The organism is Klebsiella pneumoniae complex sp. WS1778 (assembly GCF_049472055.1).
Classification (GTDB): Bacteria; Pseudomonadota; Gammaproteobacteria; order Enterobacterales; family Enterobacteriaceae; genus Klebsiella; species Klebsiella quasipneumoniae.
This window is the reverse complement of record NZ_JBKGTJ010000004.1, coordinates 25,150-48,705: the sequence shown is the minus strand read 5'-3', so window position 1 is coordinate 48,705 and position 23,556 is coordinate 25,150. Positions and strand designations below refer to the sequence as shown.

25 protein-coding genes are annotated in these 23,556 nt (G+C 59.3%); 19 read left to right on the top strand and 6 right to left on the bottom strand.

Annotated features, from left to right (window positions below; translation table 11 throughout):
• The first annotated feature begins 75 nt into the window (after nt 1–75).
• The 11 genes from hpaH to ACLEXF_RS18550 all read left to right on the top strand — a co-directional run bounded on the left by hpaH (nt 76) and on the right by ACLEXF_RS18550 (nt 11,271).
• A complete protein-coding gene (gene hpaH / locus ACLEXF_RS18600) occupies nt 76–879 on the top strand; it encodes a 2-oxo-hept-4-ene-1,7-dioate hydratase (RefSeq protein WP_004204180.1) in 804 nt (267 codons plus the stop codon).
• 10 nt (nt 880–889) lie between these two features.
• On the top strand, nt 890–1,687 hold the full coding sequence (gene hpaI, locus ACLEXF_RS18595) for a 4-hydroxy-2-oxoheptanedioate aldolase (protein WP_101839055.1): 798 nt from the start codon (nt 890–892) through the stop codon (nt 1,685–1,687).
• Nucleotides 1,688–1,708: 21 nt separating this feature from the next.
• Entirely contained in the window at nt 1,709–3,067 is a 1,359-nt protein-coding gene (gene hpaX, locus ACLEXF_RS18590; RefSeq protein ID WP_057213291.1) for a 4-hydroxyphenylacetate permease, read from the top strand.
• A 9-nt stretch (nt 3,068–3,076) separates the two neighbouring features.
• A complete protein-coding gene (hpaA, locus tag ACLEXF_RS18585; RefSeq protein WP_004204176.1) occupies nt 3,077–3,967 on the top strand; it encodes a 4-hydroxyphenylacetate catabolism regulatory protein HpaA in 891 nt (296 codons plus the stop codon).
• A 223-nt stretch (nt 3,968–4,190) separates the two neighbouring features.
• Nucleotides 4,191–5,753: a 4-hydroxyphenylacetate 3-monooxygenase, oxygenase component gene (hpaB, locus tag ACLEXF_RS18580; protein ID WP_002887473.1), complete on the top strand. Its 1,563-nt coding sequence runs from the start codon at nt 4,191–4,193 to the stop codon at nt 5,751–5,753.
• A gap of 19 nt (nt 5,754–5,772) precedes the next feature.
• Nucleotides 5,773–6,285, top strand: a complete 513-nt coding sequence (locus ACLEXF_RS18575) for a 4-hydroxyphenylacetate 3-monooxygenase reductase subunit (RefSeq protein WP_017899127.1) — start codon at nt 5,773–5,775, stop codon at nt 6,283–6,285.
• 295 nt (nt 6,286–6,580) lie between these two features.
• Nucleotides 6,581–8,731: a carbon starvation CstA family protein gene (locus tag ACLEXF_RS18570; RefSeq protein WP_004204173.1), complete on the top strand. Its 2,151-nt coding sequence runs from the start codon at nt 6,581–6,583 to the stop codon at nt 8,729–8,731.
• A gap of 110 nt (nt 8,732–8,841) precedes the next feature.
• Nucleotides 8,842–9,045 (top strand): YbdD/YjiX family protein, encoded by a 204-nt coding sequence (locus tag ACLEXF_RS18565; RefSeq protein ID WP_002887451.1) that lies wholly within the window; start codon nt 8,842–8,844, stop codon nt 9,043–9,045.
• Between the two features lie 11 nt (nt 9,046–9,056).
• Nucleotides 9,057–10,013 carry a GTPase gene (gene yjiA / locus ACLEXF_RS18560; RefSeq protein ID WP_017899128.1) on the top strand — a complete coding sequence of 319 codons (957 nt, stop codon included), beginning with the start codon at nt 9,057–9,059 and terminating at the stop codon, nt 10,011–10,013.
• Nucleotides 10,014–10,405: 392 nt separating this feature from the next.
• Nucleotides 10,406–10,951 carry a YfaZ family outer membrane protein gene (locus ACLEXF_RS18555; RefSeq protein WP_004204167.1) on the top strand — a complete coding sequence of 182 codons (546 nt, stop codon included), beginning with the start codon at nt 10,406–10,408 and terminating at the stop codon, nt 10,949–10,951.
• Complete coding sequence (locus ACLEXF_RS18550; protein WP_004204165.1) at nt 10,951–11,271, top strand: hypothetical protein; 321 nt, start codon at nt 10,951–10,953, stop codon at nt 11,269–11,271. Before ACLEXF_RS18555 ends, ACLEXF_RS18550 begins: the two co-directional genes overlap by 1 nt.
• Before the next feature lie 48 nt (nt 11,272–11,319).
• Here the strand turns inward: ACLEXF_RS18550 and ACLEXF_RS18545 are convergent, their stop codons facing one another.
• Together ACLEXF_RS18545 and ACLEXF_RS18540 are read right to left on the bottom strand one after the other, a co-directional pair.
• Nucleotides 11,320–12,690: an NAD-dependent succinate-semialdehyde dehydrogenase gene (locus ACLEXF_RS18545; protein ID WP_136023488.1), complete on the bottom strand. Its 1,371-nt coding sequence runs from the start codon at nt 12,688–12,690 to the stop codon at nt 11,320–11,322.
• Nucleotides 12,691–12,849: 159 nt separating this feature from the next.
• Complete coding sequence (locus ACLEXF_RS18540) at nt 12,850–13,764, bottom strand: Rpn family recombination-promoting nuclease/putative transposase (protein ID WP_043522348.1); 915 nt, start codon at nt 13,762–13,764, stop codon at nt 12,850–12,852.
• 215 nt (nt 13,765–13,979) lie between these two features.
• Here ACLEXF_RS18540 and ACLEXF_RS18535 point away from each other — a divergent pair, with 215 nt between their 5' ends.
• The 8 genes from ACLEXF_RS18535 to ACLEXF_RS18500 all read left to right on the top strand — a co-directional run bounded on the left by ACLEXF_RS18535 (nt 13,980) and on the right by ACLEXF_RS18500 (nt 20,632).
• The gene (locus ACLEXF_RS18535) at nt 13,980–14,795 is read left to right on the top strand and encodes an AraC family transcriptional regulator (protein ID WP_131076826.1); all 816 of its coding nucleotides are present in this window, start codon (nt 13,980–13,982) and stop codon (nt 14,793–14,795) included.
• A 47-nt stretch (nt 14,796–14,842) separates the two neighbouring features.
• Nucleotides 14,843–15,505, top strand: coding sequence for a LysE family translocator (locus ACLEXF_RS18530; RefSeq protein ID WP_049092928.1), 663 nt, complete (start codon nt 14,843–14,845; stop codon nt 15,503–15,505).
• Entirely contained in the window at nt 15,498–16,790 is a 1,293-nt protein-coding gene (locus ACLEXF_RS18525) for a DUF445 domain-containing protein (RefSeq protein ID WP_023319661.1), read from the top strand. The genes ACLEXF_RS18530 and ACLEXF_RS18525 overlap by 8 nt, the downstream gene beginning before the upstream one ends.
• Before the next feature lie 53 nt (nt 16,791–16,843).
• Nucleotides 16,844–18,091, top strand: coding sequence for a multidrug efflux MFS transporter MdtM (mdtM, locus tag ACLEXF_RS18520; protein ID WP_032431187.1), 1,248 nt, complete (start codon nt 16,844–16,846; stop codon nt 18,089–18,091).
• 25 nt (nt 18,092–18,116) lie between these two features.
• Nucleotides 18,117–18,356: a DUF2164 domain-containing protein gene (locus ACLEXF_RS18515; RefSeq protein WP_004204157.1), complete on the top strand. Its 240-nt coding sequence runs from the start codon at nt 18,117–18,119 to the stop codon at nt 18,354–18,356.
• Nucleotides 18,357–18,452: 96 nt separating this feature from the next.
• On the top strand, nt 18,453–19,604 hold the full coding sequence (locus tag ACLEXF_RS18510) for a double-cubane-cluster-containing anaerobic reductase (RefSeq protein ID WP_049116146.1): 1,152 nt from the start codon (nt 18,453–18,455) through the stop codon (nt 19,602–19,604).
• 9 nt (nt 19,605–19,613) lie between these two features.
• Nucleotides 19,614–20,381 (top strand): putative 2-hydroxyacyl-CoA dehydratase activator YjiL, encoded by a 768-nt coding sequence (yjiL, locus tag ACLEXF_RS18505; protein WP_017899136.1) that lies wholly within the window; start codon nt 19,614–19,616, stop codon nt 20,379–20,381.
• Complete coding sequence (locus ACLEXF_RS18500) at nt 20,378–20,632, top strand: DUF3343 domain-containing protein (protein ID WP_004204154.1); 255 nt, start codon at nt 20,378–20,380, stop codon at nt 20,630–20,632. Before yjiL ends, ACLEXF_RS18500 begins: the two co-directional genes overlap by 4 nt.
• On the opposite strand, the gene ACLEXF_RS18495 is transcribed toward ACLEXF_RS18500, so the two are convergent.
• The 4 genes from ACLEXF_RS18495 to ACLEXF_RS18480 form a co-directional block, all read right to left on the bottom strand.
• A complete protein-coding gene (locus ACLEXF_RS18495) occupies nt 20,629–21,693 on the bottom strand; it encodes a DUF2955 domain-containing protein (protein ID WP_004204153.1) in 1,065 nt (354 codons plus the stop codon). The two genes, ACLEXF_RS18500 and ACLEXF_RS18495, sit on opposite strands and share 4 nt — an antisense overlap.
• Nucleotides 21,683–22,750 (bottom strand): HlyD family secretion protein, encoded by a 1,068-nt coding sequence (locus tag ACLEXF_RS18490; RefSeq protein WP_423265803.1) that lies wholly within the window; start codon nt 22,748–22,750, stop codon nt 21,683–21,685. The genes ACLEXF_RS18495 and ACLEXF_RS18490 overlap by 11 nt, the downstream gene beginning before the upstream one ends.
• Nucleotides 22,751–22,756: 6 nt before the next feature.
• Entirely contained in the window at nt 22,757–23,221 is a 465-nt protein-coding gene (locus tag ACLEXF_RS18485; protein ID WP_004204151.1) for a MarR family winged helix-turn-helix transcriptional regulator, read from the bottom strand.
• Nucleotides 23,222–23,385: 164 nt separating this feature from the next.
• Entirely contained in the window at nt 23,386–23,550 is a 165-nt protein-coding gene (locus tag ACLEXF_RS18480) for a DUF1127 domain-containing protein (protein WP_004204150.1), read from the bottom strand.
• Between the last annotated feature and the right edge of the window lie 6 nt (nt 23,551–23,556).

Genomic DNA, 23,556 nt, shown 5'->3' with positions numbered 1-23,556 from the left:
GGCCTACAACGGCCATGAATTTGTAGGCCAGATAAGCGAAGCGCCATCCGGCAATACAATGCCACAGGAATCTCTATGCTCGATAAACAGACCCGAACCCTGATTGCCCAGCGGCTGAATCAGGCCGAAAAACAGCGTGAACAGATCCGCGCGATCTCGCTGGATTATCCGTCGATCACCATTGAGGACGCATACGCCGTCCAGCGCGAGTGGGTCGAGATGAAGATCGCCGAAGGCCGCGTACTCAAAGGCCACAAGATCGGCCTGACCTCAAAAGCCATGCAGGCCAGCTCGCAGATCAGCGAGCCGGACTACGGCGCGCTGCTTGACGATATGTTCTTCCACGACGGCAGCGATATCCCCACCGACCGCTTTATCGTGCCGCGTATCGAAGTCGAGCTGGCCTTCGTGCTGGCCAAACCGCTGCGCGGCCCGAACTGCACGCTGTTTGATGTCTACAACGCCACCGACTTCGTTATTCCGGCGCTGGAGCTTATTGACGCCCGCTGCCACAACATCGATCCGGAAACCCAGCGCCCGCGCAAAGTGTTCGACACCATTTCCGATAACGCCGCCAACGCCGGGGTGATCCTCGGCGGCCGCCCGATTAAACCCGACGAGCTGGATCTGCGCTGGATCTCCGCCCTGCTGTACCGCAACGGCGTGATTGAGGAGACCGGCGTCGCCGCCGGGGTGCTCAATCACCCGGCCAACGGCGTGGCCTGGCTGGCCAACAAGCTGGCGCCGTACGATGTTCAGCTCGAAGCCGGGCAGATTATTCTCGGCGGCTCCTTTACCCGTCCGGTACCGGCACGCAAGGGCGATACCTTCCATGTCGACTACGGCAACATGGGCGCCATCAGCTGCCGCTTTGTCTGAGGAGAGCAACATGAACAACGCTTTTAAAGCGGCGCTCAAGGCCGGGCGTCCGCAAATCGGCCTGTGGCTTGGGCTGTGCAGTAGCTACAGCGCCGAACTGCTGGCCGGCGCCGGCTTCGACTGGCTGCTGATCGACGGCGAACACGCGCCCAACAATGTACAAACGGTGCTAACCCAGCTTCAGGCCATCGCGCCCTACCCTAGCCAGCCGGTAGTCCGCCCATCGTGGAACGACCCGGTGCAGATCAAACAGCTATTGGATATCGGCGCGCAAACACTGCTGGTGCCGATGGTGCAGAATGCCGAAGAGGCGCGGCTGGCGGTCAGAGCCACCCGCTACCCACCTGCCGGCATCCGCGGCGTCGGCAGCGCGCTGGCCCGCGCCTCACGCTGGAACCGCGTGCCGGATTATCTCCACCAGGCCAACGACGCCATGTGCGTGCTGGTACAGATTGAGACCCGTGAAGCGCTGAAAAATCTGCCGCAGATCCTCGATGTCGACGGGGTGGACGGGGTGTTTATCGGCCCGGCGGACCTCAGCGCCGATATGGGTCACGGCGGCAATCCGCAGCACCCGGAAGTACAGGCCGCCATTGAAGATGCCATCCAGCAAATCCGTCAGGCCGGCAAGGCGCCGGGGATCCTGATGGCCAATGAACAGCTGGCGAAGCGCTATCTCGAACTGGGCGCGCTGTTCGTCGCCGTCGGCGTCGATACCACCCTGCTGGCCCGCGGCGCAGAAGCGCTGGCGGCCCGGTTTACCCACACCGCAACGACCACAACCGATAACAATAAATCCGTCTATTGAACGGATAATGTGGAGCGCAACATGACTACCTCTACCCTGCAACACACTGATAATAAAGCCGTTGAAGTAGAAAACCGGGTGATCAAAAAGCTGTTCCGCCGCCTGATCACCTTCCTGTTCGTTCTCTTTGTTTTCTCATTTTTGGACCGCATTAATATCGGCTTCGCCGGCCTGACGATGGGCAAAGACCTCGGTCTGACCTCCACCATGTTCGGCCTGGCGGCGACGCTGTTCTACGTCACCTACGTACTGTGCGGGATCCCCAGCAATATCATGCTGGCGAAAGTTGGCGCGCGCCGTTGGATCGCCGGGATCATGGTGGTCTGGGGGATCGCCTCGACCTGTACCATGTTCGCCACCAGCCCGCATACGCTGTACATCCTGCGCATGCTGGTCGGCATCGCCGAGGCTGGTTTCCTACCTGGGATCCTCGTCTATCTGACCTGGTGGTTCCCGGCCTACCATCGCGCCCGCGCCAACGCCCTGTTTATGATCGCCATGCCGGTGACGATGATGCTCGGCTCGATACTTTCCGGCTATATTCTGGCGCTCGACGGCCTGTGGAACCTGAAGGGCTGGCAGTGGCTGTTTCTGCTGGAAGGCCTGCCATCGGTGGTGCTTGGCGTCGTCACCTGGTTCTTCCTCAACGACACGCCGGATAAAGCCAACTGGCTGGATAACGAAGAGAAACAGGCGCTGAAGGCGATGATCGATCGCGAACGGGAACATGCGGCGATCGTCCCGGCTTCGCCGCGTTCCACGCTGCGCGAAGTCCTGACGCCAGCGGTGCTGATGTATACCCTGGCCTACTTCTGCCTGACCAATACCCTCAGCGCCATTAATATCTGGACGCCGCAGATCCTGCAGAGCTTCAACACCGGCAGTAGCAACATCATGATTGGCCTGCTGGCGGCGATCCCGCAGTTCTGCACCATTTTCGGCATGATCTGGTGGAGTCGCCGCTCCGACCGGCGCAAAGAGCGCAAGATGCATACCATCCTGCCCTACCTGTTCGCCGCGGCGGGTTGGCTGCTGGCTTCGGCAACGCACCACAGCCTGATCCAGCTGATCGGCATTATTATGGCTTCGGTGGGATCCTTTACCGCGATGGCCATTTTCTGGACCACCCCGGATCGGGTGATCAGCCTGCAGTCGCGCGCGGTGGCGCTGGCGGTGATCAACGCCATCGGCAACGTCGGCTCTGCCGTCAGCCCGCTGTTGATCGGCATTTTGCGCGATACCACCGGCAGCTTTAGCTCCGGGCTGTGGTTTGTCGCCGGGCTGCTGATCGTCGGCGCGCTGGTGCTCACCCGCATTCCAATGAGCCAGCGTGAGGACGCCGCCGCCGCGCCGGGCTTAGCGGCGCAAAAAGGCCACTAAGGAGCGGGTATGTGTCAGCATTCCATCGCCAACATCGACATCAATAAAGATTACGACGAGAGCCTGGGTACCGAAGAGGTGCACTATCAGTCGTTTGCCCGTATGGCGGCCTTTTTTGGCCGCGACATGCAGGCGCATCGCCACGACCGCTATTTTCAGATGCACTTTCTTGATACCGGGCAGATTGAGCTGCAGCTTGATGACCATCGCTACTCGGTGCAGGCGCCGCTGTTTGTGATAACGCCGCCTTCGGTGCCGCACGCCTTTATTACCGAGTCCGATAGCGATGGTCACGTGTTGACGGTGCACGAAGAACTCATCTGGCCGCTGCTGGAGGTGCTTTATCCCGGCACGCGGGAGACCTTCGGCCTGCCGGGGATCTGCCTGTCGCTGGCGGATAAACCCGACGAGCTGGCGGCGCTGGCGCACTACTGGCAGCTGATTCGCCGGGAATCTACCGCCCAGTTGCCGGGGCGCGAGCATACCCTGGCGCTGCTGGCGCAGGCGGTCTTTACCCTGCTATTGCGTAACGCAAAGCTCGACGATCACGCTGCCAGCGGCATGCGCGGCGAGCTGAAGCTATTCCAGCGCTTTAACCAGATGATCGACAGCCACTACCATCAGCACTGGACGGTACCGGATTACGCCAGGGAGCTGCACCTGACCGAATCGCGGCTGACCGATATCTGTCGCCGCTTTGCCAACCGTTCGCCGAAGCGGCTGATATTCGACCGCCAGCTACGCGAGGCGAAGCGGCTGCTGTTGTTTTCCGATAGCGCGGTTAATGAGATAGCCTGGCAGCTGGGGTTTAAAGATCCCGCTTATTTTGCGCGCTTTTTTAGCCGCCAGGTCGGCTGCTCGCCCAGCAGCTACCGGGCGCAAAAAGTACCGGTATCGTAAGTCCCCGCTGGCGCTGCGCCTGCCGGACGATGGCCCACAGGTCGGGTCAGCGCCGCGCCAGCCGGCAAAAGCTGCAGAGATCACAAAATTGACTCCCGCCTGAAAAGTACCCGTCGTTGTCGCAAACGTCCCTTCACGACAAGCGCAATAACCGCTTCAATTAAACAACAAAAACAAAACATATATTTAACATTATTTTCCGATAAATACTGAAGAGGCCCCTATGAAACCTGAAGATTTCCGCGCCGACGCGAAACGCCCGTTAACTGGCGAAGAATATTTAAAAAGCCTGCAGGATGGCCGCGAAATTTATATCTACGGCGAGCGCGTGAAGGATGTCACCACCCACCCGGCTTTCCGTAACGCCGCGGCTTCTGTCGCGCAACTGTACGATGCGCTGCACAAACCGGAGATGCAGGATTCCCTGTGCTGGGGCACCGATACCGGCAGCGGCGGCTACACCCATAAATTCTTCCGCGTGGCGAAAAGCGCCGACGATCTGCGCCAGCAGCGCGACGCCATCGCCGAGTGGTCACGCCTAAGCTACGGCTGGATGGGCCGCACCCCGGACTATAAAGCCGCCTTCGGCTGCGCGCTGGGCGCCAACCCGGCGTTTTACGGCCAGTTCGAGCAGAACGCCCGCAACTGGTACACCCGCATTCAGGAAACCGGCCTGTACTTTAACCATGCGATCGTCAACCCGCCGATCGACCGCCACAAGCCGGCTGATGAAGTGAAGGATGTCTACATCAAGCTGGAAAAAGAGACCGATGCCGGGATCATCGTCAGCGGCGCGAAAGTGGTCGCCACCAACTCGGCGCTGACCCACTACAACATGATCGGCTTCGGCTCCGCACAGGTGATGGGCGAGAACCCGGACTTCGCGCTGATGTTCGTCGCGCCGATGGATGCCGAAGGGGTGAAGCTTATCTCCCGCGCCTCCTATGAGATGGTCGCCGGCGCGACCGGGTCCCCGTACGACTATCCGCTCTCCAGCCGTTTCGACGAGAACGACGCAATTTTGGTCATGGATAAAGTGCTGATCCCCTGGGAGAACGTGCTGATTTACCGCGACTTTGACCGCTGCCGTCGCTGGACCATGGAGGGCGGTTTCGCCCGCATGTATCCGCTGCAGGCCTGCGTGCGCCTGGCGGTGAAACTGGACTTTATCACCGCCCTGCTGAAGCGTTCTCTGGAATGTACCGGTACCCTCGAATTCCGCGGTGTGCAGGCCGACCTTGGCGAAGTTGTGGCGTGGCGCAACATGTTCTGGGCGTTAAGCGATTCCATGTGCTCGGAAGCGACGCCGTGGGTCAACGGCGCATGGCTGCCGGATCACGCCGCGCTGCAGACCTATCGCGTGATGGCCCCGATGGCCTACGCCAAGATCAAAAACATCATCGAGCGCAACGTCACCAGCGGCCTGATTTATCTGCCGTCCAGCGCCCGCGATCTGAACAACCCGCAGATCGACCAGTATCTGGCGAAATACGTGCGCGGCTCCAACGGTATGGATCACGTTGAACGTATCAAGATCCTCAAACTGATGTGGGACGCCATCGGCAGCGAATTCGGCGGCCGCCACGAGCTGTATGAAATCAACTACTCCGGTAGCCAGGATGAGATTCGCTTGCAGTGTCTGCGCCAGGCGCAGAGCTCCGGCAATATGGACAAGATGATGGCGATGGTCGACCGCTGCCTGTCCGAGTACGACCAGAACGGCTGGACGGTGCCGCATCTGCACAATAACGCTGATATCAACATGTTGGATAAGCTGCTGAAGTAATTCGCAGCGGGAGGTCATAATGCAATTAGATGAACAACGCCTGCGTTTTCGCGATGCCATGGCCAGCCTGTCGGCGGCGGTGAATGTGGTCACTACCGCAGGCGAAGCCGGCCGCTGCGGGATTACCGCCACGGCGGTGTGCTCGGTGACGGATACGCCGCCATCGGTGATGGTGTGTATCAACGCCAACAGCGCGATGAACCCGGTGTTTCAGGGCAACGGCAAGTTGTGCATCAACGTGCTGAACCACGAACAGGAAATCATGGCCCGTCATTTCGCCGGGATGACCGGGGTGACGATGGAAGAGCGGTTTGCCCTCAGCGGCTGGCAGCACGGCGCGCTCGGGCAGCCGGTGCTGAAGGGCTCGCTGGCCAGTCTCGAAGGCGAGATTAGCCAGGTGCAAACCATCGGTACCCACCTGGTATATCTGGTGGAGATCCGCAATATTACCCTGAGCCCGCAAGGCCACGGCCTGATTTACTTTAAACGCCGTTTCCACCCGGTGATGATGGACATGGAAGTCGCGGTGTAATGGCCTCGCCTGCTCCTCCCCGGTTGGGGAGGAGCGTTAACCAACAGAGTCGCAGGCCACAATCTCCTGTGATCACAATCACATAATCCAGCCCTGTTCACTTCGTAGCCAACCGCTTACCCCCTCCAGTAACCGCTTAACCCCCTATACAACCACTCACCGATTTACCCAACTTTACGCGCGCGTCGTTCTGGCAAGATCGAAGCCAGCCTAGCTAATCAATACCTCCATTAACCCTTACTTAAAACCAGACGGCTTCGGCCAATTATTCATCTAATTAACGCCAGGTTTTACTATGGATACCAAAAAACTACTCAAGCACATACCCTGGGTGATTCTCGGAATCATCGGGGCATTTTGCCTCTCAGTCGTCGCCCTGCGCCGCGGTGAGCACGTCAGTGCCCTGTGGATCGTCGTGGCGTCGGTTTCCGTGTACCTCGTCGCCTACCGGTATTACAGCCTGTATATCGCGCAGAAGGTGATGAAGCTTGACCCGACGCGCTCGACGCCGGCGGTCATTAATAACGATGGCCTGAACTATGTGCCGACCAACCGCTACGTGCTGTTTGGCCACCACTTCGCCGCCATTGCCGGCGCCGGCCCGCTGGTGGGCCCGGTGCTTGCCGCGCAGATGGGCTATCTGCCTGGCACCCTCTGGCTGCTGGCCGGCGTGGTGCTGGCGGGGGCAGTACAGGACTTTATGGTGCTGTTTATCTCCTCGCGGCGTAACGGCGCCTCGCTGGGCGAGATGATCAAGCAGGAGATGGGGCCGGTTCCGGGCTCTATCGCCCTGTTTGGCTGCTTCCTGATTATGATCATCATCCTCGCGGTACTGGCGCTGATCGTAGTGAAAGCGCTGGCGGAGAGCCCGTGGGGCGTCTTTACCGTCTGCTCGACGGTGCCTATCGCCCTGTTCATGGGTATCTACATGCGCTTCCTGCGCCCGGGCCGCGTGGGTGAAGTGTCGGTTATCGGTATCGTGCTGCTGGTGGCCTCCATCTGGTTCGGCGGCATTATTGCTCACGACCCCTACTGGGGCCCGGCGCTGACCTTTAAAGACACCACCATCACCTTTACCCTGATTGGCTACGCGTTTATCTCCGCCCTGCTGCCGGTATGGCTGATTCTGGCGCCGCGTGACTACCTGGCCACTTTCCTGAAAATCGGCGTTATCGTCGGCCTGGCGCTGGGGATCGTTATCCTCAACCCGGACCTGAAAATGCCGGCAGTGACCCAGTACATTGATGGCACCGGCCCGCTGTGGAAAGGCGCCCTGTTCCCGTTCCTGTTTATCACTATCGCCTGCGGCGCGGTCTCCGGCTTCCACGCGCTGATCGCCTCCGGCACCACGCCGAAGCTGCTGGCCAACGAAACCGATGCCCGCTTTATCGGCTATGGCGCGATGCTGATGGAATCTTTCGTGGCCATCATGGCGCTGGTCGCGGCATCGATTATCGAACCGGGTCTCTACTTCGCGATGAACACCCCGCCGGCGGGCCTTGGCATCGTCATGCCGAACCTGCACGAAATGGGCGGTGAAAACGCGGCGATGATCGCCGCGCAGCTGAAAGAAGTGACCGTCCACGCGGCGGCGACCGTCAGCTCCTGGGGCTTCGTGATTTCACCTGAGCAGATCCTGCAGACGGCGAAAGATATCGGCGAACCTTCGGTACTGAACCGCGCCGGCGGCGCGCCGACTCTGGCCGTCGGTATCGCCCACGTGTTCCATAAAATCATCCCGATGGCGGATATGGGCTTCTGGTACCACTTTGGTATCCTGTTTGAAGCGCTGTTTATCCTCACCGCGCTGGATGCCGGTACCCGCGCAGGCCGCTTTATGCTGCAGGATCTGCTGGGTAACTTCGTGCCGTTCCTGAAAAAAACCGACTCGCTGGTCGCCGGGATTATCGGTACCGCGGGCTGCGTCGGGCTGTGGGGCTACCTGCTGTATCAGGGCGTGGTCGACCCGCTGGGCGGCGTGAAGAGCCTGTGGCCGCTGTTCGGTATCTCTAACCAGATGCTGGCCGCCGTGGCGCTGGTGCTTGGCACCGTGGTGCTGGTCAAAATGCAGCGCACCAAATATATCTGGGTCACCGTGATCCCGGCTGCGTGGCTGCTGCTGTGCACCACCTGGGCGCTGGGCCTGAAGCTGTTCAGCACCAACCCGCAGATGGAGGGCTTCTTCTTTATGGCTCAGCAGTATAAAGAGAAGATCGCCGCCGGCGGCGAGCTGACCGCGCAGCAGATTGCCAACATGAATCATATCGTGGTCAACAACTACACCAACGCCGGGCTGAGTATCCTGTTCCTGGTGGTGGTGTACAGCATCATCTTCTACGGCATCAAAACCTGGCTCAACGTGCGCAACAATAAGGTGCGCACCGACAAAGAGACCCCGTACGTGCCGGTACCGGAAGGCGGTGTGAAGACCTCGTCACATCATTAACTCTGATGCCGGATAGCGCTACGTTTATCCGGCCTACAAACAAGCGCATTAACGTAGGCCGGATAAGGCGCGAGTCGCCATCCGGCTTTATTCGTTATCTGGAACTTACAATGTTTGGTAACTTAGGTCAGGCTAAAAAATATCTCGGTCAGGCGGCGAAAATGCTGATTGGCATTCCGGATTACGACAACTACGTCACCCATATGCAAACCAACCATCCGGATCAGCCGTACATGACTTATGAAGAATTCTTCCGCGAACGCCAGCAGGCCCGCTACGGCGGCGACGGCAAAGGCGGCGTCCGCTGCTGTTAATGGAGGCAATAATGGCACCGATTGCAGTCACCCTACTCACCGGTTTTCTCGGCGCAGGAAAAACCACCCTCCTGCGCCATATCCTGAATGAGCAGCACGGTTTCAAAATCGCCGTGATTGAAAATGAATTTGGCGAAGTCTCCGTTGACGATCAGCTGATCGGCGACCGCGCCACGCAGATCAAAACCCTGACCAACGGCTGCATCTGCTGTACGCGCTCCAACGAACTGGAAGACGCCCTGCTCGATCTCCTCGACAGCCGCGATCGCGGCGAAATCGAGTTTGACCGGCTGGTGATTGAGTGCACCGGCATGGCCGACCCGGGGCCGATTATCCAAACCTTTTTCTCCCATGAGGTGCTTTGCGAGCGCTATCTGCTGGATGGCGTGATCGCCCTGGTGGATGCGGTCCATGCCGACCAGCAGATGGATCAGTTCACCATCGCCCAGTCGCAGGTGGGCTACGCGGACCGCATTTTGCTGACCAAAACTGATGTAGCCGGCGATACCGAAAAGCTGCGCGAACGCCTGGCGCGCATCAATGCCCGGGCGCCGATTTATACCGTCATTCATGGCGATATCGATCTAAGCCAGCTGTTTAACACCAGCGGCTTTATGCTGGAAGAGAAGGTCGTTAACAGCACACCGCGTTTCCACTTTATGGCCGAGAAGCAAAACGACGTGTCATCAATCGTGGTTGAGATGGATTACCCGGTGGATATCAGCGAGGTATCACGGGTAATGGAAAACCTGCTGCTCTCCTTCGCCGATCAATTGATGCGCTATAAAGGGATGCTGTGGATCGACGGCGAGCCGAATCGGCTGCTGTTCCAGGGCGTGCAGCGCCTCTACAGCGCCGACTGGGATCGCCCGTGGGGCGATGAAACGCCGCACAGCACGCTGGTGTTTATCGGCATTCAGTTGCCGGAAGAGGAAATTCGCGCGGCGTTTGCCGGGTTACGACGCTAACCTACCCGCCTGCGCGCTAAGGCGCAGGCCCCCTTCTCTCACCGCACATCGTCAAAGACAGGAACAAAACGTCGTCATCGCGTCGAAAAATGTAAATCAACGTTTTTATAAGTAACAGTAGAAACACTTTTGGAAATAATAAGAAACTAAATGAATAGGATCCTTAATAATTAATGCCCGCCCTGTTCAGTTTCTGTTTAGCTCACCCATTAAACCTCTGCTAAACAGACCAAATTTCATGATTGACCTCGCCGTAACCCAACGTCTTTACAACATTATCAAAACACACCGCTGACAAAACCAGCATAAAAAATCGACGTAAGTCACATTTGCAGAGGTAAACATCGATTGTTAAGGTGCCCTCAGACAAATTTAATGACGAGGAGCAAACCATGAAAAAGCTTAACATCCTTATTGTTGCTGCCCTGACTGCGGTCTCTGGTTCCGCCATGGCAATGGGGTTTACCGTTGAACAAGGTAAGAATTTTACCAACCTGAATATGGAAATGGGTAAATCCTCTTCCGGCCTGTATGCCGAAAGCCACTGGCTGAAGAATACCGATGACGGTAGCCAGACCGGCGGCGTTGGCGCGGGTTACAATCTGGAAGTGGGCCCGGTGATGCTCAACGCTGGCGCGAAAGCTATCTATCTGGGACCGAAAAAAGGCGATAACGGCGTCGCGTTTCCGGTCGGCGGCGGGGTGAACGTGGCCCTGACCGACAGCATCCACGTATTTGGCGAAGGGTATGTCGCGCCCGACGGCCTGAACAACAGCGTGAAAAACTATGTTGAAGCGAACGGCGGCGTGAGCTGGTCCCCGGTTGGTCCATTGACCCTGAAGGTGGGTTACCGTCACGTGAGCGTTGACGGCAAAGAGGGCCGCCCAAACCACACCCTGATTGACGGCGCCTACGTAGGCGGCGGGGTTACCTTCTGATGAAATCACGTCTCGCCGCGCTCTCTGCGCTGAGCCTGGCGTTGCTGCTGACCGGCTGCACTCAGTATACCTGGGTGAAGCCGGGTTTAAGCGATGCCGAGATGCATAAAAAGCTCACCGAATGTGAAGCGCAGGCCCTGGTCGATCTCCCGCCGGATAACGTGGTGACCGGGTCCAGTTCAGAAAAAACGGACAAAAAACAAAAGAAACAGGATGTTGAAACAAGTTATACAGTAGAAGACGCGAATGAATATCAGCGGGAGACCTTAGTCGACAGCTGTATGTTCAAAAGCGGCTGGGATAAAGTCGAAGTGCAATAAATCTATTATAAAAAAACCTGCCGGATGGCAGGTTTTTTTATGGCCGGCCTAGCGGCGCACCACCACCAGCTTCTGGTTCACGAACTCTTTGATCCCGAGATCGGAGAGCTCCCGGCCATAACCGGAACGCTTCACGCCGCCAAACGGCAGTTCGGGCGCGGTATCGGTCAGCCAGTTGATATAGACCATCCCGGTTTCAATGGCGGATGCCATCCGTTTGGCGCGTTCGATGTCCTGACTGAACACCGCGCCGCCCAGGCCATAGTGAGAATCATTGGCAAGCGCAATCGCCTCCTCATCGTTTTTCACCACGTAGATCTGCGCCACCGGGCCAAAGAACTCTTCGAAGTACGCCGGGTTGTCACGGGTGATACCGGTCAGGATAGTGGGTTCAAAGAAGTTGCCTTCCCGCGCCACCGCTTTGCCGCCCAGATGCAGCGTGGCGCCGTTTTTGACCGCCTCGTCCACCTGCTTGCTCAAGGTTTCCAGCGCATCTTTAGAGGAGAGCGGCCCCAGCGTGGTGCCTTCATCCAGCGGATCGCCTATTTTTACCTGGCGAAACGCCTCGCTAAATTTCGTCAGAAACGACTCAGCGATGTTCTCATGCAGAATAAACCGCTTGGCGGCAGTACACACCTGGCCGGCGTTATTCAGCCGCGCCTGGACGCCGATTTTCACCGCGCGCTCGAGCTCAGCATCATCGAGCACCACAAACACATCGTTGCCGCCGAGTTCCAGGGTCGATTTCTTAATATGCTTCGCCGCCTGCGCCGCCACCACGCTGCCGGCTTTTTCCGACCCGGTCAGCGCCGCGCCCTGCACACGGTCGTCGGCGATAATCTTCGCCACCTGATCCTGAGAGATAAACAGGTTGGTCCACGCCCCTTCCGGTGCGCCGGCCTCGCGCACCAGATGGGCAAAGGTCTCCGCGCAGTGCGGTACGATGCTGGCGTGTTTGGCGATAACCGGGTTCCCGGCCGCCAGGTTTGGCGCCAGGACGCGCATCAGCTGGTAATAGGGGAAGTTCCACGGTTCCACCGCCAGTAAGACGCCAATGGGGTGGTGCTCAACCCAGGCTTCACCCAGTTCGGAGGGATACTTCACCGGCGCCAGCATCGATTTGGCGTTATCGGCGTAATAGCGGGCGATTTGCGCGCACAGTTTCACTTCGCCGCGGCTCTGCTTAATGAGTTTCCCCATCTCCTGGCTGGCGATTTTCGCCAGATCTTCCACCCGGCTGTCGATCAGATCCGCCAGCTTATGCAGCACCGCCAGGCGCGGTTCAATATCGCCTTTCGCCCAGGCCGAATGATAGAGCGCATCCGCCTGCCGCAGCGCCGCCTCCACGTCCGCATCGCTGTGCGCCGGGTACGTTTTAATAAGCTGATTGTTCGCAGGATTCACCGTCTGATAGGCCATATCGCATGTCTCCTTGTTATCGCTATAAAGGCAGTCAAAAATGCCGTTAAGGATATTAAGGGTAGTCGAGATGGCTGGCGATGCGGGTAAAGTTAGGTATATCCGGAATATTCCATAACGGTGGCTAACCGGGGCGACCGTCAGGCCGCCCCGGCGTTATCAATGCGCCAGCGCGGCGACCTCATCGGCGGTCAGGCCGGTGATTTTCACCACCGTCTCGCGGGCAATGCCGTCGGCCAGCATCCTCTGGGCAATGCGCAGCGCCTCGGCATGCTGTCCCTCCTGCCGGCCTTCCCGTTTGCCTTTTCTGCGGCCCACTTCCTGTATTCGTTCGGCGATGGTCATCAATCTCTCCCTGTGCTGAGGAACCCGTTGCGCCACTTTGTGGATAAACCGGCCAAAGCGGCGCGCGTTGCCAGTGTGCAGCAGATAATTAAACAGCGTTTTTATCTGCCTGTCATTAGCGTCACCGCTAAGTAAAATCGTCGTCAGTTGCTCAACAATACCCATTAAATCGCGCTGGCGAATATGCTTCTGTATCAGCTCGAGTAATGCCACGCGCCGGTGACGAACGATCTCATCGTCGGGGATCACCGTGATATCCACCAGCGGAAAGGGCGAGGCATAAAGCTCCCTCGCCAGCGGTGGATCGGCAAAGCAGTCCAGCCAGTTGAGCGACCACGGGTATGGCGTGGTCGCTCCGTGATAGAACAGCATCGGCACCACCAGCGGCAGTCTGGTATGACCGCTATCCAGATGGCGCTGCATCGCGGCGATGGCGTAGCGCATCAGGCGGAAGGCCATCTGCGCATCCGGCGAGCTCTGATGTTCGATAACCACATAAATGTAGCCCTCGCCAGACGCGGTTTTGAGTGACCACAGCACATCGGAGTACCAGGCCCGCAGGCTCTCCTCGATAAAGCTTGCCGACTCCAGCTGTAAGGTATCGAGGTCGCAGCGCTGACGCAGCGCAGGCGGTAGATGGATCGCCAGGAAATCACGCGCGATGTCGGCCTGAGTGAGAAACTGTTTAAACACCGCATCATGCGGCGTCGAGGTGGTGCCCTTTGCCATCGGCTCATCCCTGCCTGCTTATCCTGCAGGGACTCTACCTCCCATGAATGTCGCTGACACCCCGGAAACCGGAGTTTTACGTTCCGCGACGAAAACATATTTCCCCGGACTGCAAGCGCGACATCCTTTTTCGACGCGGTACGCAAATCCCGGCGGGCGACAGCCTCGGCGCAGCATGCTATAAACGATTTATCCCCTCAGCAAAGGTCGATGCGGTGAACCATACCCGAGATATTCCCCAAACCTTCTGGCGAGACGATCGCCTGCCGTGGCTGGAGCTGCGCAGCACCTGGCGCAGCCGTCAGGCCTATAAGCGCCACAGCCACCCGCAGCTCTCGGTGGGGGCGATTATCGACGGTGAAACGCGCTGCCTGTGCAATGGACAGGAATATCTCCTGCAGCCCGGGGATCTGATCGTGATCCCGCCGCACGCGCCGCATAGCTGTAATCCGCTGCGTGACCAGCCGCGCAGCTATCATATGCTGTACCTGGAGGCGGCATGGTGCCATGCGCAGCGTCCGGATATTCCCCCTACCGTCAGCATGGCTTCGTCCCAGCCGCTGCTGCGCGACAGCCCTCTCTTTGCCTGCTTCCAGCAGATTGTCGCCCTGATGAGCCGCGGCCGCATTGAGCAACTGCCAGCCCGGGTGGCGCAGCTCCTGCACGCGCTGCCGCTGTGCGCCGCCGCGCCGCAGGCGCCACATCACGCCAGCGCCCTGCTGTTTCAGCGCCTGGCGACAGATCTGCCGGCGCCGCCATCGCTGGATAAGCTGGCCCACGATAGCGCGCTACGTAAAGAGACCGTTATCCGCGCCGTGAAACAGGATACCGGCCTGACGCCCGCCAGTTTGATCAATATGGCGCGCATCGAATATGCGAAAACGCGCTTACGTGCCGGGGACCCTATCGCCGACGTCAGCTATCAAGCCGGCTTTGCCGATCAGAGCCATTTCCATAAAACCTTCGTCAGCTATACCGCCGCCACGCCGCGGCAGTATGCGCACAGCAGATCAATTTCCGACAATAAGTAATTTTCCATCTGGCGTAGGGTGGCTTCAGCACCATTATCGAGGCCACTATGCATACCTTATCGACTCTCTTCCCCGCCGCCTTCCCGGCGTTAGCCCTGTCCCACTTTGTCGCCCTGCTCAGCCCGGGCCCCGATTTTTTTCTACTGGTCGGTTACGCTGTACGCTACCGGATCCGCGGCAGCCTCGGACTGTGTCTAGGCATCGCCGCCGGCAATGCGTTGTATATTGTTCTGGCCATCGTTGGCTGGGGACTTCTGCGCCAGGCGCCGCTGCTGTTTTTACTCATCGAGCTGTTGGGCGCGGGCTACTTACTGTGGATTGGCAGCCTGCTGATTCGCAGCCGTCCCGCGGCGCTGGCGGTGGAGAGCGTTCGCACATCGCGTCCGGGGTTCGGCAAGCAGCTACTGCTGGGGCTGGGGTCATCGCTGCTCAACCCCAAGAATGCGCTGTTTTATCTGGCGCTGATGACTTCCCTGCTGGGGCCGGCGGTCACCCTGCTGCAGCAAACGGTGAGCGGGCTGTGGATGGTCAGCGTGGTGTTCTTCTGGGATTTACTGCTGGTGAGCGCGATTGCGCTGCCGCAGGTGCAGCGCCGCCTGAGCGCTATCGTCTGGCGGGTCGAGCGGGCGGCGGGGGCGATCCTGATGATGTTCGGTCTGTGGATTATCTGGCGATTTTTGCACGACCTCGCCGTCAGGTTATATGCTTAAGTTTATGGAAAAACTCGCTGAACTGAAACGCGCCAAACTGCTGGCGCTGTCGCTGCTGCTGATCGCCGCCGCGCTATTTATCACCACCCTGCTGCTGCCGCCGACGCCGTGGGTCAGCGCGCTGAAGGCCATTTCCGAAGCGGCGATGGTCGGAGCGCTGGCCGACTGGTTTGCGGTGGTGGCCCTGTTTCGCCGTATTCCGCTGCCCTTTGTCGCCCGCCATACCGCGATTATCCCGCGCAACAAAGATCGCATCGCCGACAACCTCGGCCGCTTCGTTGAGGAGAAGTTCCTCGATACCCCGTCGCTGGTGGCGCTGATCCGCCGCTATCAACCAGCGCTGATGCTCGGCAACTGGTTCAGCCAGCCTGAGAACGCCCGGCGGGTTGGCCAACACCTGCTGCAGGTGATGAGCGGTTTTCTCGAACTGACCGATGACGCCCGCATTCAGCGCCTGCTGCGGCGCGCGGTGCATAAGGCGATCGATAAGGTCGACCTGACGCAGACCAGCGCCATGATGCTGGAGGGGCTGACCCGCGACAACCGCCATCAAAAGCTGCTGGATTCGCTGATAAATCAGCTGATCGCCCTGCTGCAGCGCGACAGCTCCCGCGCTTTTATCGCCCGCGGCATCGTACACTGGCTGGAGACCGAACATCCGCTGAAGGCCAGGCTGTTACCCACCGAGTGGCTCGGCGAGCACAGCGCCGAGATGGTCACCGACGCCGTGAATACCCTACTGGACGAAGTCACCCACGATCGCACCCACCAGATCCGCCAGACCTTTGACCGCGCGACGCAAAAGCTAATCGATAACCTGAAATCCGACCCGGAACTGGCGCAGAAGGCCGATAACATTAAAGCCTGGCTGAAAAACGATGAGACCTTCAACCGCTATCTTGGCGAAGTGTGGGGCGACCTGCGCGGCTGGGTAAAAAACGATATCAGCAGCGACGACTCGCGTATCAAGCAGCGCATCGCCGAGGCCGGCCAGTGGTTCGGTGAAACCTTACTCCGCGACGACGCGCTGCGCGAATCGCTCAACGAACACCTGGAGCAGGCGGCGCATCGGGTGGCGCCGGAGTTCGCCGCCTTCCTCACTCGACATATCAGCGACACGGTGAAGAGCTGGGACGCCCGCGATATGTCGCGGCAGATCGAGCTCAACATCGGTAAAGATCTGCAATTCATCCGCATCAACGGCACCCTGGTGGGGGGAACTATCGGCCTGTTGTTGTGGCTGCTCTCGCAGATCCCCTCGCTGCTGCATCTGCATATTGGTTAGCAATGATACTAACTGAACAATAGCGCTGATAAATATTCCACAGGGAGGGCGAGATAATGCACCGGATGACCCACTGGCTAACCCGGCACGCCGCCGCGCTGTTCTTCCCGGCGGCGCTCATTCTGTATGATTTTTCCGCCTATCTCACCACCGACCTGATCCAGCCGGGGATCCTCCACGTGGTGCGGGATTTTAACGCCGATGTGGCGCTGGCCCCAGCCTCGGTAAGCCTGTATATGGCCGGCGGCATGGCGCTGCAGTGGCTGCTGGGGCCGCTCTCTGACCGAATCGGACGGCGTCCGGTACTGCTCACCGGCGCGCTCATTTTCACCCTCGCCTGCCTGGCGACGCTGTTCACCACCTCCATGACCCAGTTCCTGATTGCCCGCTTCGTGCAGGGCACCAGCATCTGCTTTATTGCCACCGTCGGCTACGTCACCGTGCAGGAAGCCTTTGAGGAAAAAAGGTCGATCAGGCTGATGGCGGTGATCACCTCCGTCGTGCTGGTGGCACCGATCGTCGGCCCGCTCTCCGGCGCGGCGCTGATGCATTTTATCCACTGGAAAGCGCTGTTCGGCATTATCGCCGCCATGGGGCTGGTGGCCTGGCTGGGGCTGCTGTTGACCATGCCGGAGACGGTGCGCCGGGGCGATGTGCCGTTCAGCCCCCTGGGCGTACTGCGCGATTTTCGCAACGTCTTTCGCAACCGCATCTTTTTGCTCGGCGCCGCCACGCTGTCGCTGAGCTATATTCCGCTGATGAGCTGGGTGGCAGTATCGCCGGTGATTTTAATGGACGCCGGCGGGCTGACCACCAGCGAGTTCGCCTGGAGCCAGGTGCCGGTCTTCAGCGCCGTCATCATCGCCAACCTGTCGGTGGCGCGCTGGGTAAAAGATCCCACCCGCCCGCGCTTTGTGCTGAGCGCGGTGCCGGTACAGATGCTCGGCCTGGCCATCCTGATCGTTGGGAATCTGGTATGGCCGCACGTCTGGCTGTGGTCGGTGCTCGGCACCTGCTTCTACGCCTTCGGCATCGGGCTAATTTTCCCGACGTTGTTCCGCTTTACCCTCTTTTCCAACGACCTGCCGAAAGGCACGGTCTCCGCCTCGCTGAATATCGTGATCCTCAGCGTCAGCGCCTTATCGATTGAAGGCGCGCGCTGGCTGTGGTTCCATGGCGGGAGACTACCCTTCCACCTGTTAGCGGTGGCCGCCGGGCTCATCGCCGCCTGCTGCCTCGCCGGACTGTTACGCCACCAGCGTCAGTGTGCGCAAGCGGTCATTGAAGCCCGGCAGTCGTGACCCCTTTTACGGAGAAAGCCCCATCATGAGTGAGATTGAACTCAGCCCGGCGCAGCGCGACCTGCTGCGCGACAGGCTCAGCAAGTACTGCGAAGAGACGTTTAACCTCGAGCTGGAGCAGTTTGACGCCGAATTTTTTGTCGACTTTATCGCCCAGGAGCTGGGGCCGCTGTTTTACAACGCCGGTATCGAAGAGGCCATCCGCACCCATCTGGCATGGAGCGAGCGGATCCAGGAAGAGATGGATTTAAAGAAGGTCTATTAACGCCGCGCGCAGACGCAGGAGATCAATAAAAGCACACAATCAACAGGGTTATAATGGCGACTCTTTCAGCATCTCCCGTGTACGGGGAAGGAAACCATGTCGCTTATCACCGATCTACCCGCCATTTTTGACCAGTTCTCGGAAGCTCGCCAGAAGGGCTTTCTCACCGTCATGGATCTTAAAGAGCAGAACGTGCCGCTGGTAGGCACCTACTGCACCTTTATGCCTCAGGAGATCGCTATGGCGGCGGGGGCCGTGGTGGTCTCGTTGTGCTCCACCTCCGATGAAACCATCGAGGAAGCGGAAAAAGATCTGCCGCGCAACCTCTGCCCGTTAATCAAAAGCAGCTACGGCTTCGGCAAAACCGATAAATGCCCCTACTTCTATTTCTCTGACCTGGTGGTCGGGGAAACCACCTGCGACGGCAAAAAGAAAATGTACGAGTATATGGCCGAGTTCAAGGCGGTCCACGTGATGCAGCTGCCGAACAGCGCCAGCGACGCAGCCTCCCGCGCCCTGTGGAAAGCGGAGATCCTGCGCCTGCAGCAGGTGATTGAGGCGCGGTTTGGCGCGCCGATTAGCGAGGCGGCGCTGCGTGAAGCCATCGTGCTGAAAAACCGTGAACGCCGGGCGCTGGCCCACTTTTATCGTCTCGGGCAGCTCAATCCGCCGGCGCTCAGCGGCGGCGACATCCTGAAAGTGGTGTACGGCGCCACCTTCCGCTTCGACAAAACCGCGCTGATTGACGAGCTCAACGCCATGGCGGAGCGCATCCGTCAGGAGTGGCGGCAGGGTAAACGGCTGGCATCCCGCCCGCGCATTCTGATCACCGGCTGCCCGATCGGCGGCGCGGCGGAGAAAGTGGTTCGCGCCATCGAAGAAAACGGCGGCTGGGTGGTAGGCTATGAAAACTGCACCGGTGCGAAGGCCACCGAGCGCTGCGTGGCGGAAGAGGGCGACGTCTACGACGCCTTAACCGACAAATATCTCGCCATCGGCTGCTCCTGTATTTCCCCCAACGACCAGCGCCTGCAGCTGCTGAGCCAGATGGTGGAGGAGTACCAGGCCGACGGGGTGATCGACGTCATTCTGCAGGCCTGCCATACCTATGCCGTGGAATCGCTGGCCATCAAACGCCATCTCCGCCAGCAGCACGACCTTCCTTATATGGCGATAGAAACCGACTATTCGACAGCGGACCTCGGCCAGCTCAGCACTCGCGTCGCCGCCTTTATCGAAATGCTATAAGGAGCACGCGTGATCTACACGGTTGGTATTGATTCCGGCTCCACTGCCACGAAAGGCATCCTGCTCGCGGACGGGGTGGTTACGCGTCGTTTCCTCTGCCCGACCCCCTTTCGCCCCGCCGACGCCATCCATGAGGCCTGGGAGACGCTGCGCGCTGGCCTCGCGGAAACGCCCTTTTTAACCCTCACCGGCTATGGTCGCCAGCTGGTAGATTTCGCCAATAAACAGGTGACGGAGATTTCCTGTCACGGTCTCGGCGCCCGCCTGCTGGCACCGGACACCCGCACGGTGATTGATATCGGCGGCCAGGACAGCAAGGTTATCCAGCTGGATGCCGGGGGCAACCTCAGCGACTTTCTGATGAATGACAAATGCGCCGCCGGCACCGGCCGCTTTCTGGAGGTCATTTCACGCACCCTCGGCGCCAGCGTCGAACAGCTGGACGCCATTACCGACGGCGTGGAACCGCATGCCATCACCAGCATGTGTACGGTATTCGCCGAATCGGAAGTCATCAGCCTGCGGTCGGCGGGAGTCGCGCCGGAGGCGATTCTGGCGGGGGTGATTAACGCCATGGCCCGGCGCAGCGCGAACTTTATCGGCCGCTTATCAGCGCAGGGGCCGCTGCTGTTTACCGGCGGCGTCAGCCACTGCGCCGCCTTTGCCCGCATGCTGGAAAGCCATGTCGGCATGGCGGTGACAACCCATCCCGACGCCCAGTTCGCCGGGGCGATCGGCGCGGCGCTGATCGGCCAGCGCCAGCGGAGGCGCGGATGACAACGTTTCTGTTTTTATTTCATTCCACGGTGGGAGTGGTGCGAACGCGCAAAGCCCTGCAGGCGGCGGGAATGACCTTCGAGGTCAAAGATATTCCCCGCCAGCTGCGCAGCGGCTGCGGGCTGTGCATCCTGCTTGAGGGGACGGAAGCCGACGCGCGAGCCTGGATCGTCCCGGAACAGACGGCGGCGTTATATCAGCAGGACGGGGAGGCGTGGCGCTGTCTCGCCACCTTCCCACCGGCAGGTTAATCGCTTACCACAAAGCGCGTCGCCGCAAAGCAGTTCAGCAGACGGTGCATAAGAAAAACCAGGGTCAGCGTGACCACCAGCGAGACCGTCACCGAGGTGATGCGGTACAGATCGCTGAACACCAGATCCTGATAGGGATGCAGGTTTTGGCCAAACATAATGCCGATGGTGGTAATGCTGGCGAAGCCCACCCCGGCGCCCACTTTCTCCATCACGTGCAGGCGGGCGCTAAAGGCCAGCCCGAGGCCAATCAGCGGCATCATCAGGATCATGTGATTGCTGAAGTCATAGATAATCAGCTGCACCACCAGAATATAGAGACAGGCCAGCACCACCCCCGCCACGCGCCAGATCGAGCTGATCACCGCCCCGCGATAGTGCATCGGGAACAGGATCAGGATCCCGGCCATCAGCGCCGACAGCGAGTCGCTGAGATCGCAGATCTGAAACACCACGAAGATGATCGTCGCCACCGTGCCGGAGAGCAGCGACTCGTGGCGGATGCGGGCGGCGTCTTTTTCAATGCGCGGCGGCGGCTTGCGCGGTTCGACGTCCGGGATCAGGTAATGCAGCAGCGCGCTCAGCGCCACCGCCAGCACGCACGCTTCCATGTTGGAGAACATCAGGGTGTGCCAGTTGCTGGTCGGGTAGCTCATAAAGTTGAGCATCGTGCTCTGACACACCACCCCCATCGACCCCAGCAGAAACAGCGGCCCCTGGCTCATAAAGCGAAAACGCATCACGTACAGGGCGAACACCACCAGCGTCATGATCACCGGCCATTGCGACAAATAACCGACAATCAGCACCATTTCGACGCAGTTCACCGCCGCGCTGAACACAAACTGGCGGGCGACGTGGCGGTTGAACACCGGCACCAGCGACATCAGCATCAGCGGATACACCACAAAAAATACGCCGTACTGCACGTCGTAGAAGGTGGAGATGCTGAGCGCAATGGTCCCGGCCACGGCGATACGCACCGTCTGGCGAAAATCATTCGCCGTGTAGACGATATTGCCGTGCGGGGTAAAGACGTGCGCCAGGGTATTAATAGACATAGTGCAACCAGCTCACCAGATGAATCTGCAGGCCGGCGAAGGTGCGGGCGAAAGGTCCCTCGCTATTGTACAGCTGCACCGTGGCGCGGGCGCCGGTCGGCAGCGGTTTCGCCAGCGGCTGATCCAGCGCGACGTGAATGCGCATTCGCTGGGCATCACGCACCCAGCGGGTGGACTGTTCCGGCTGCGACAGCTGCCCGTTAACCGCCTCTTGCCCCGCCAGAATCCCGGCATCGCTGCTGGTCACGTGCGCCGGGAAAACTTCCCCCGGCAGGGCGTCAAAAACCACCGCCGCATCGGTGTTTACCGCGGTGTGGCGCAGGCTCTTCTCACGGAAGTCAGCGACGATATCGGTATTGTTGTTGACCAGCGCCAGCACGGCCGTCGCCGCGGTGGCGTAGATCCCCGGGTTAAGCTGCAGGTTGCTGACCATGCCGTCAGTTTCCGCACGCACTTTGGTCCAGGCCAGGTTCAACTGCGCCTCCTCCAGCGCGTTGCGGTATTTCTGCAGGGTGACGTTGCGCTTATCGTCGCGCTCGCCGCGCTGGATCAGCAGGTTCTGGATCTGCGCGTTCAGCGCCGAGACCGACTGCTCGCTGGTCTGCCAGGTGGTCCGCACCTTGTCGAGATCGGACTGCGAGACGTTCTGCATGGTGCTCAGGCGCTGATAGCGATCGAGCGTGACCTTATCGTTACGGGCGGTGTACTGCGCGGTGCGCAGGTTGGCGCGGGCGGCGGCGATTTGCGCGTCCAGCTGCTGGTTGCTCAGTTTCGCCTGTTCAAGGGCGATCTGTGCCGCTTCAACTTTATTAATGAATGGCGTCGGGTCGAGCTCATACAGCAGGTCGCCCTTTTTCACCTGGCTATTGTTATGCACGTAGACGTGCGAGACATAGCCGGAGACCCGCGACGAAATCGGGGTCACCACGCGCATGACGGTGGAGTCCGGCGTCAGCGGGATCCAGATATCGGCAACGATAAACCAGGCGAATATTCCCAGAAAAGCGGCAATACTCACCCGTACCCAGCGGGCAAATTTTTGTTCAGGCGTCATCATAGTGTGTTAGATCTTGTTATCTTCTTCGCGGATATTCCGCAAACGGCAGGCGATTTGATTTAACGTGGCGCTGAAGGTGACGAGGTCGGCCTCCGGGATGGTCTGGGTTACGCGCTCCTGATAGGTCTCGATCACGCGGCTCAGTTTTTCCAGAATAGCCCGCCCCTCGGCGGTCAGCGTCAGCAGGCGAATGCGTTTGTCATATGGCGATGTGGAACGCAACAGATAGCCCTGCTTTTCCAGTAATGAGAGGGTGCGCGTCAGCGGCGGCAGTTCAATCCCCTGCACCTCCGCCAGTTCGCTGACCGAGACGTTGTCCCCCAACTGATGCAGTTGCATCAGCACCGTCCAGCTGGACTGGGTGAGTCCCGTATCGGTGATAGCGGAGTCAATAATCGCGCGCCACTGGCGCACCACCATGGCCATCCGCATCCCCAGCGGGCGGCGGGCAAACAGTTCGTCTTCAGTCACAGCTTTTCCTCTCATTGTTGAGAAGAAAATAATACTTATCAGGGTAAGTATCAAGAAACGGAAGGTCGCGTCGCATCAATTGATAAATTTCGTGAATGTTTCCCCGGCGTCGCCAGCGCTTACCGGGGCAAAGAAGAAGTGATGCCTGAAAAAAACCGCACTTTTTAATTGATCTGATCCCGACGCAGGCCGATATCTTTCAGCTGTTCGTCGCTCATTTTCTGCAAAGCTCTGCGCGTTTGCTCCTGAAGCCACCATTTTTTGACAAACCGTGCCAGCAATACGAAACCGATAAATGGCTGTCTTGCCCTGTTCTCATGAAATTCCATCCTCTA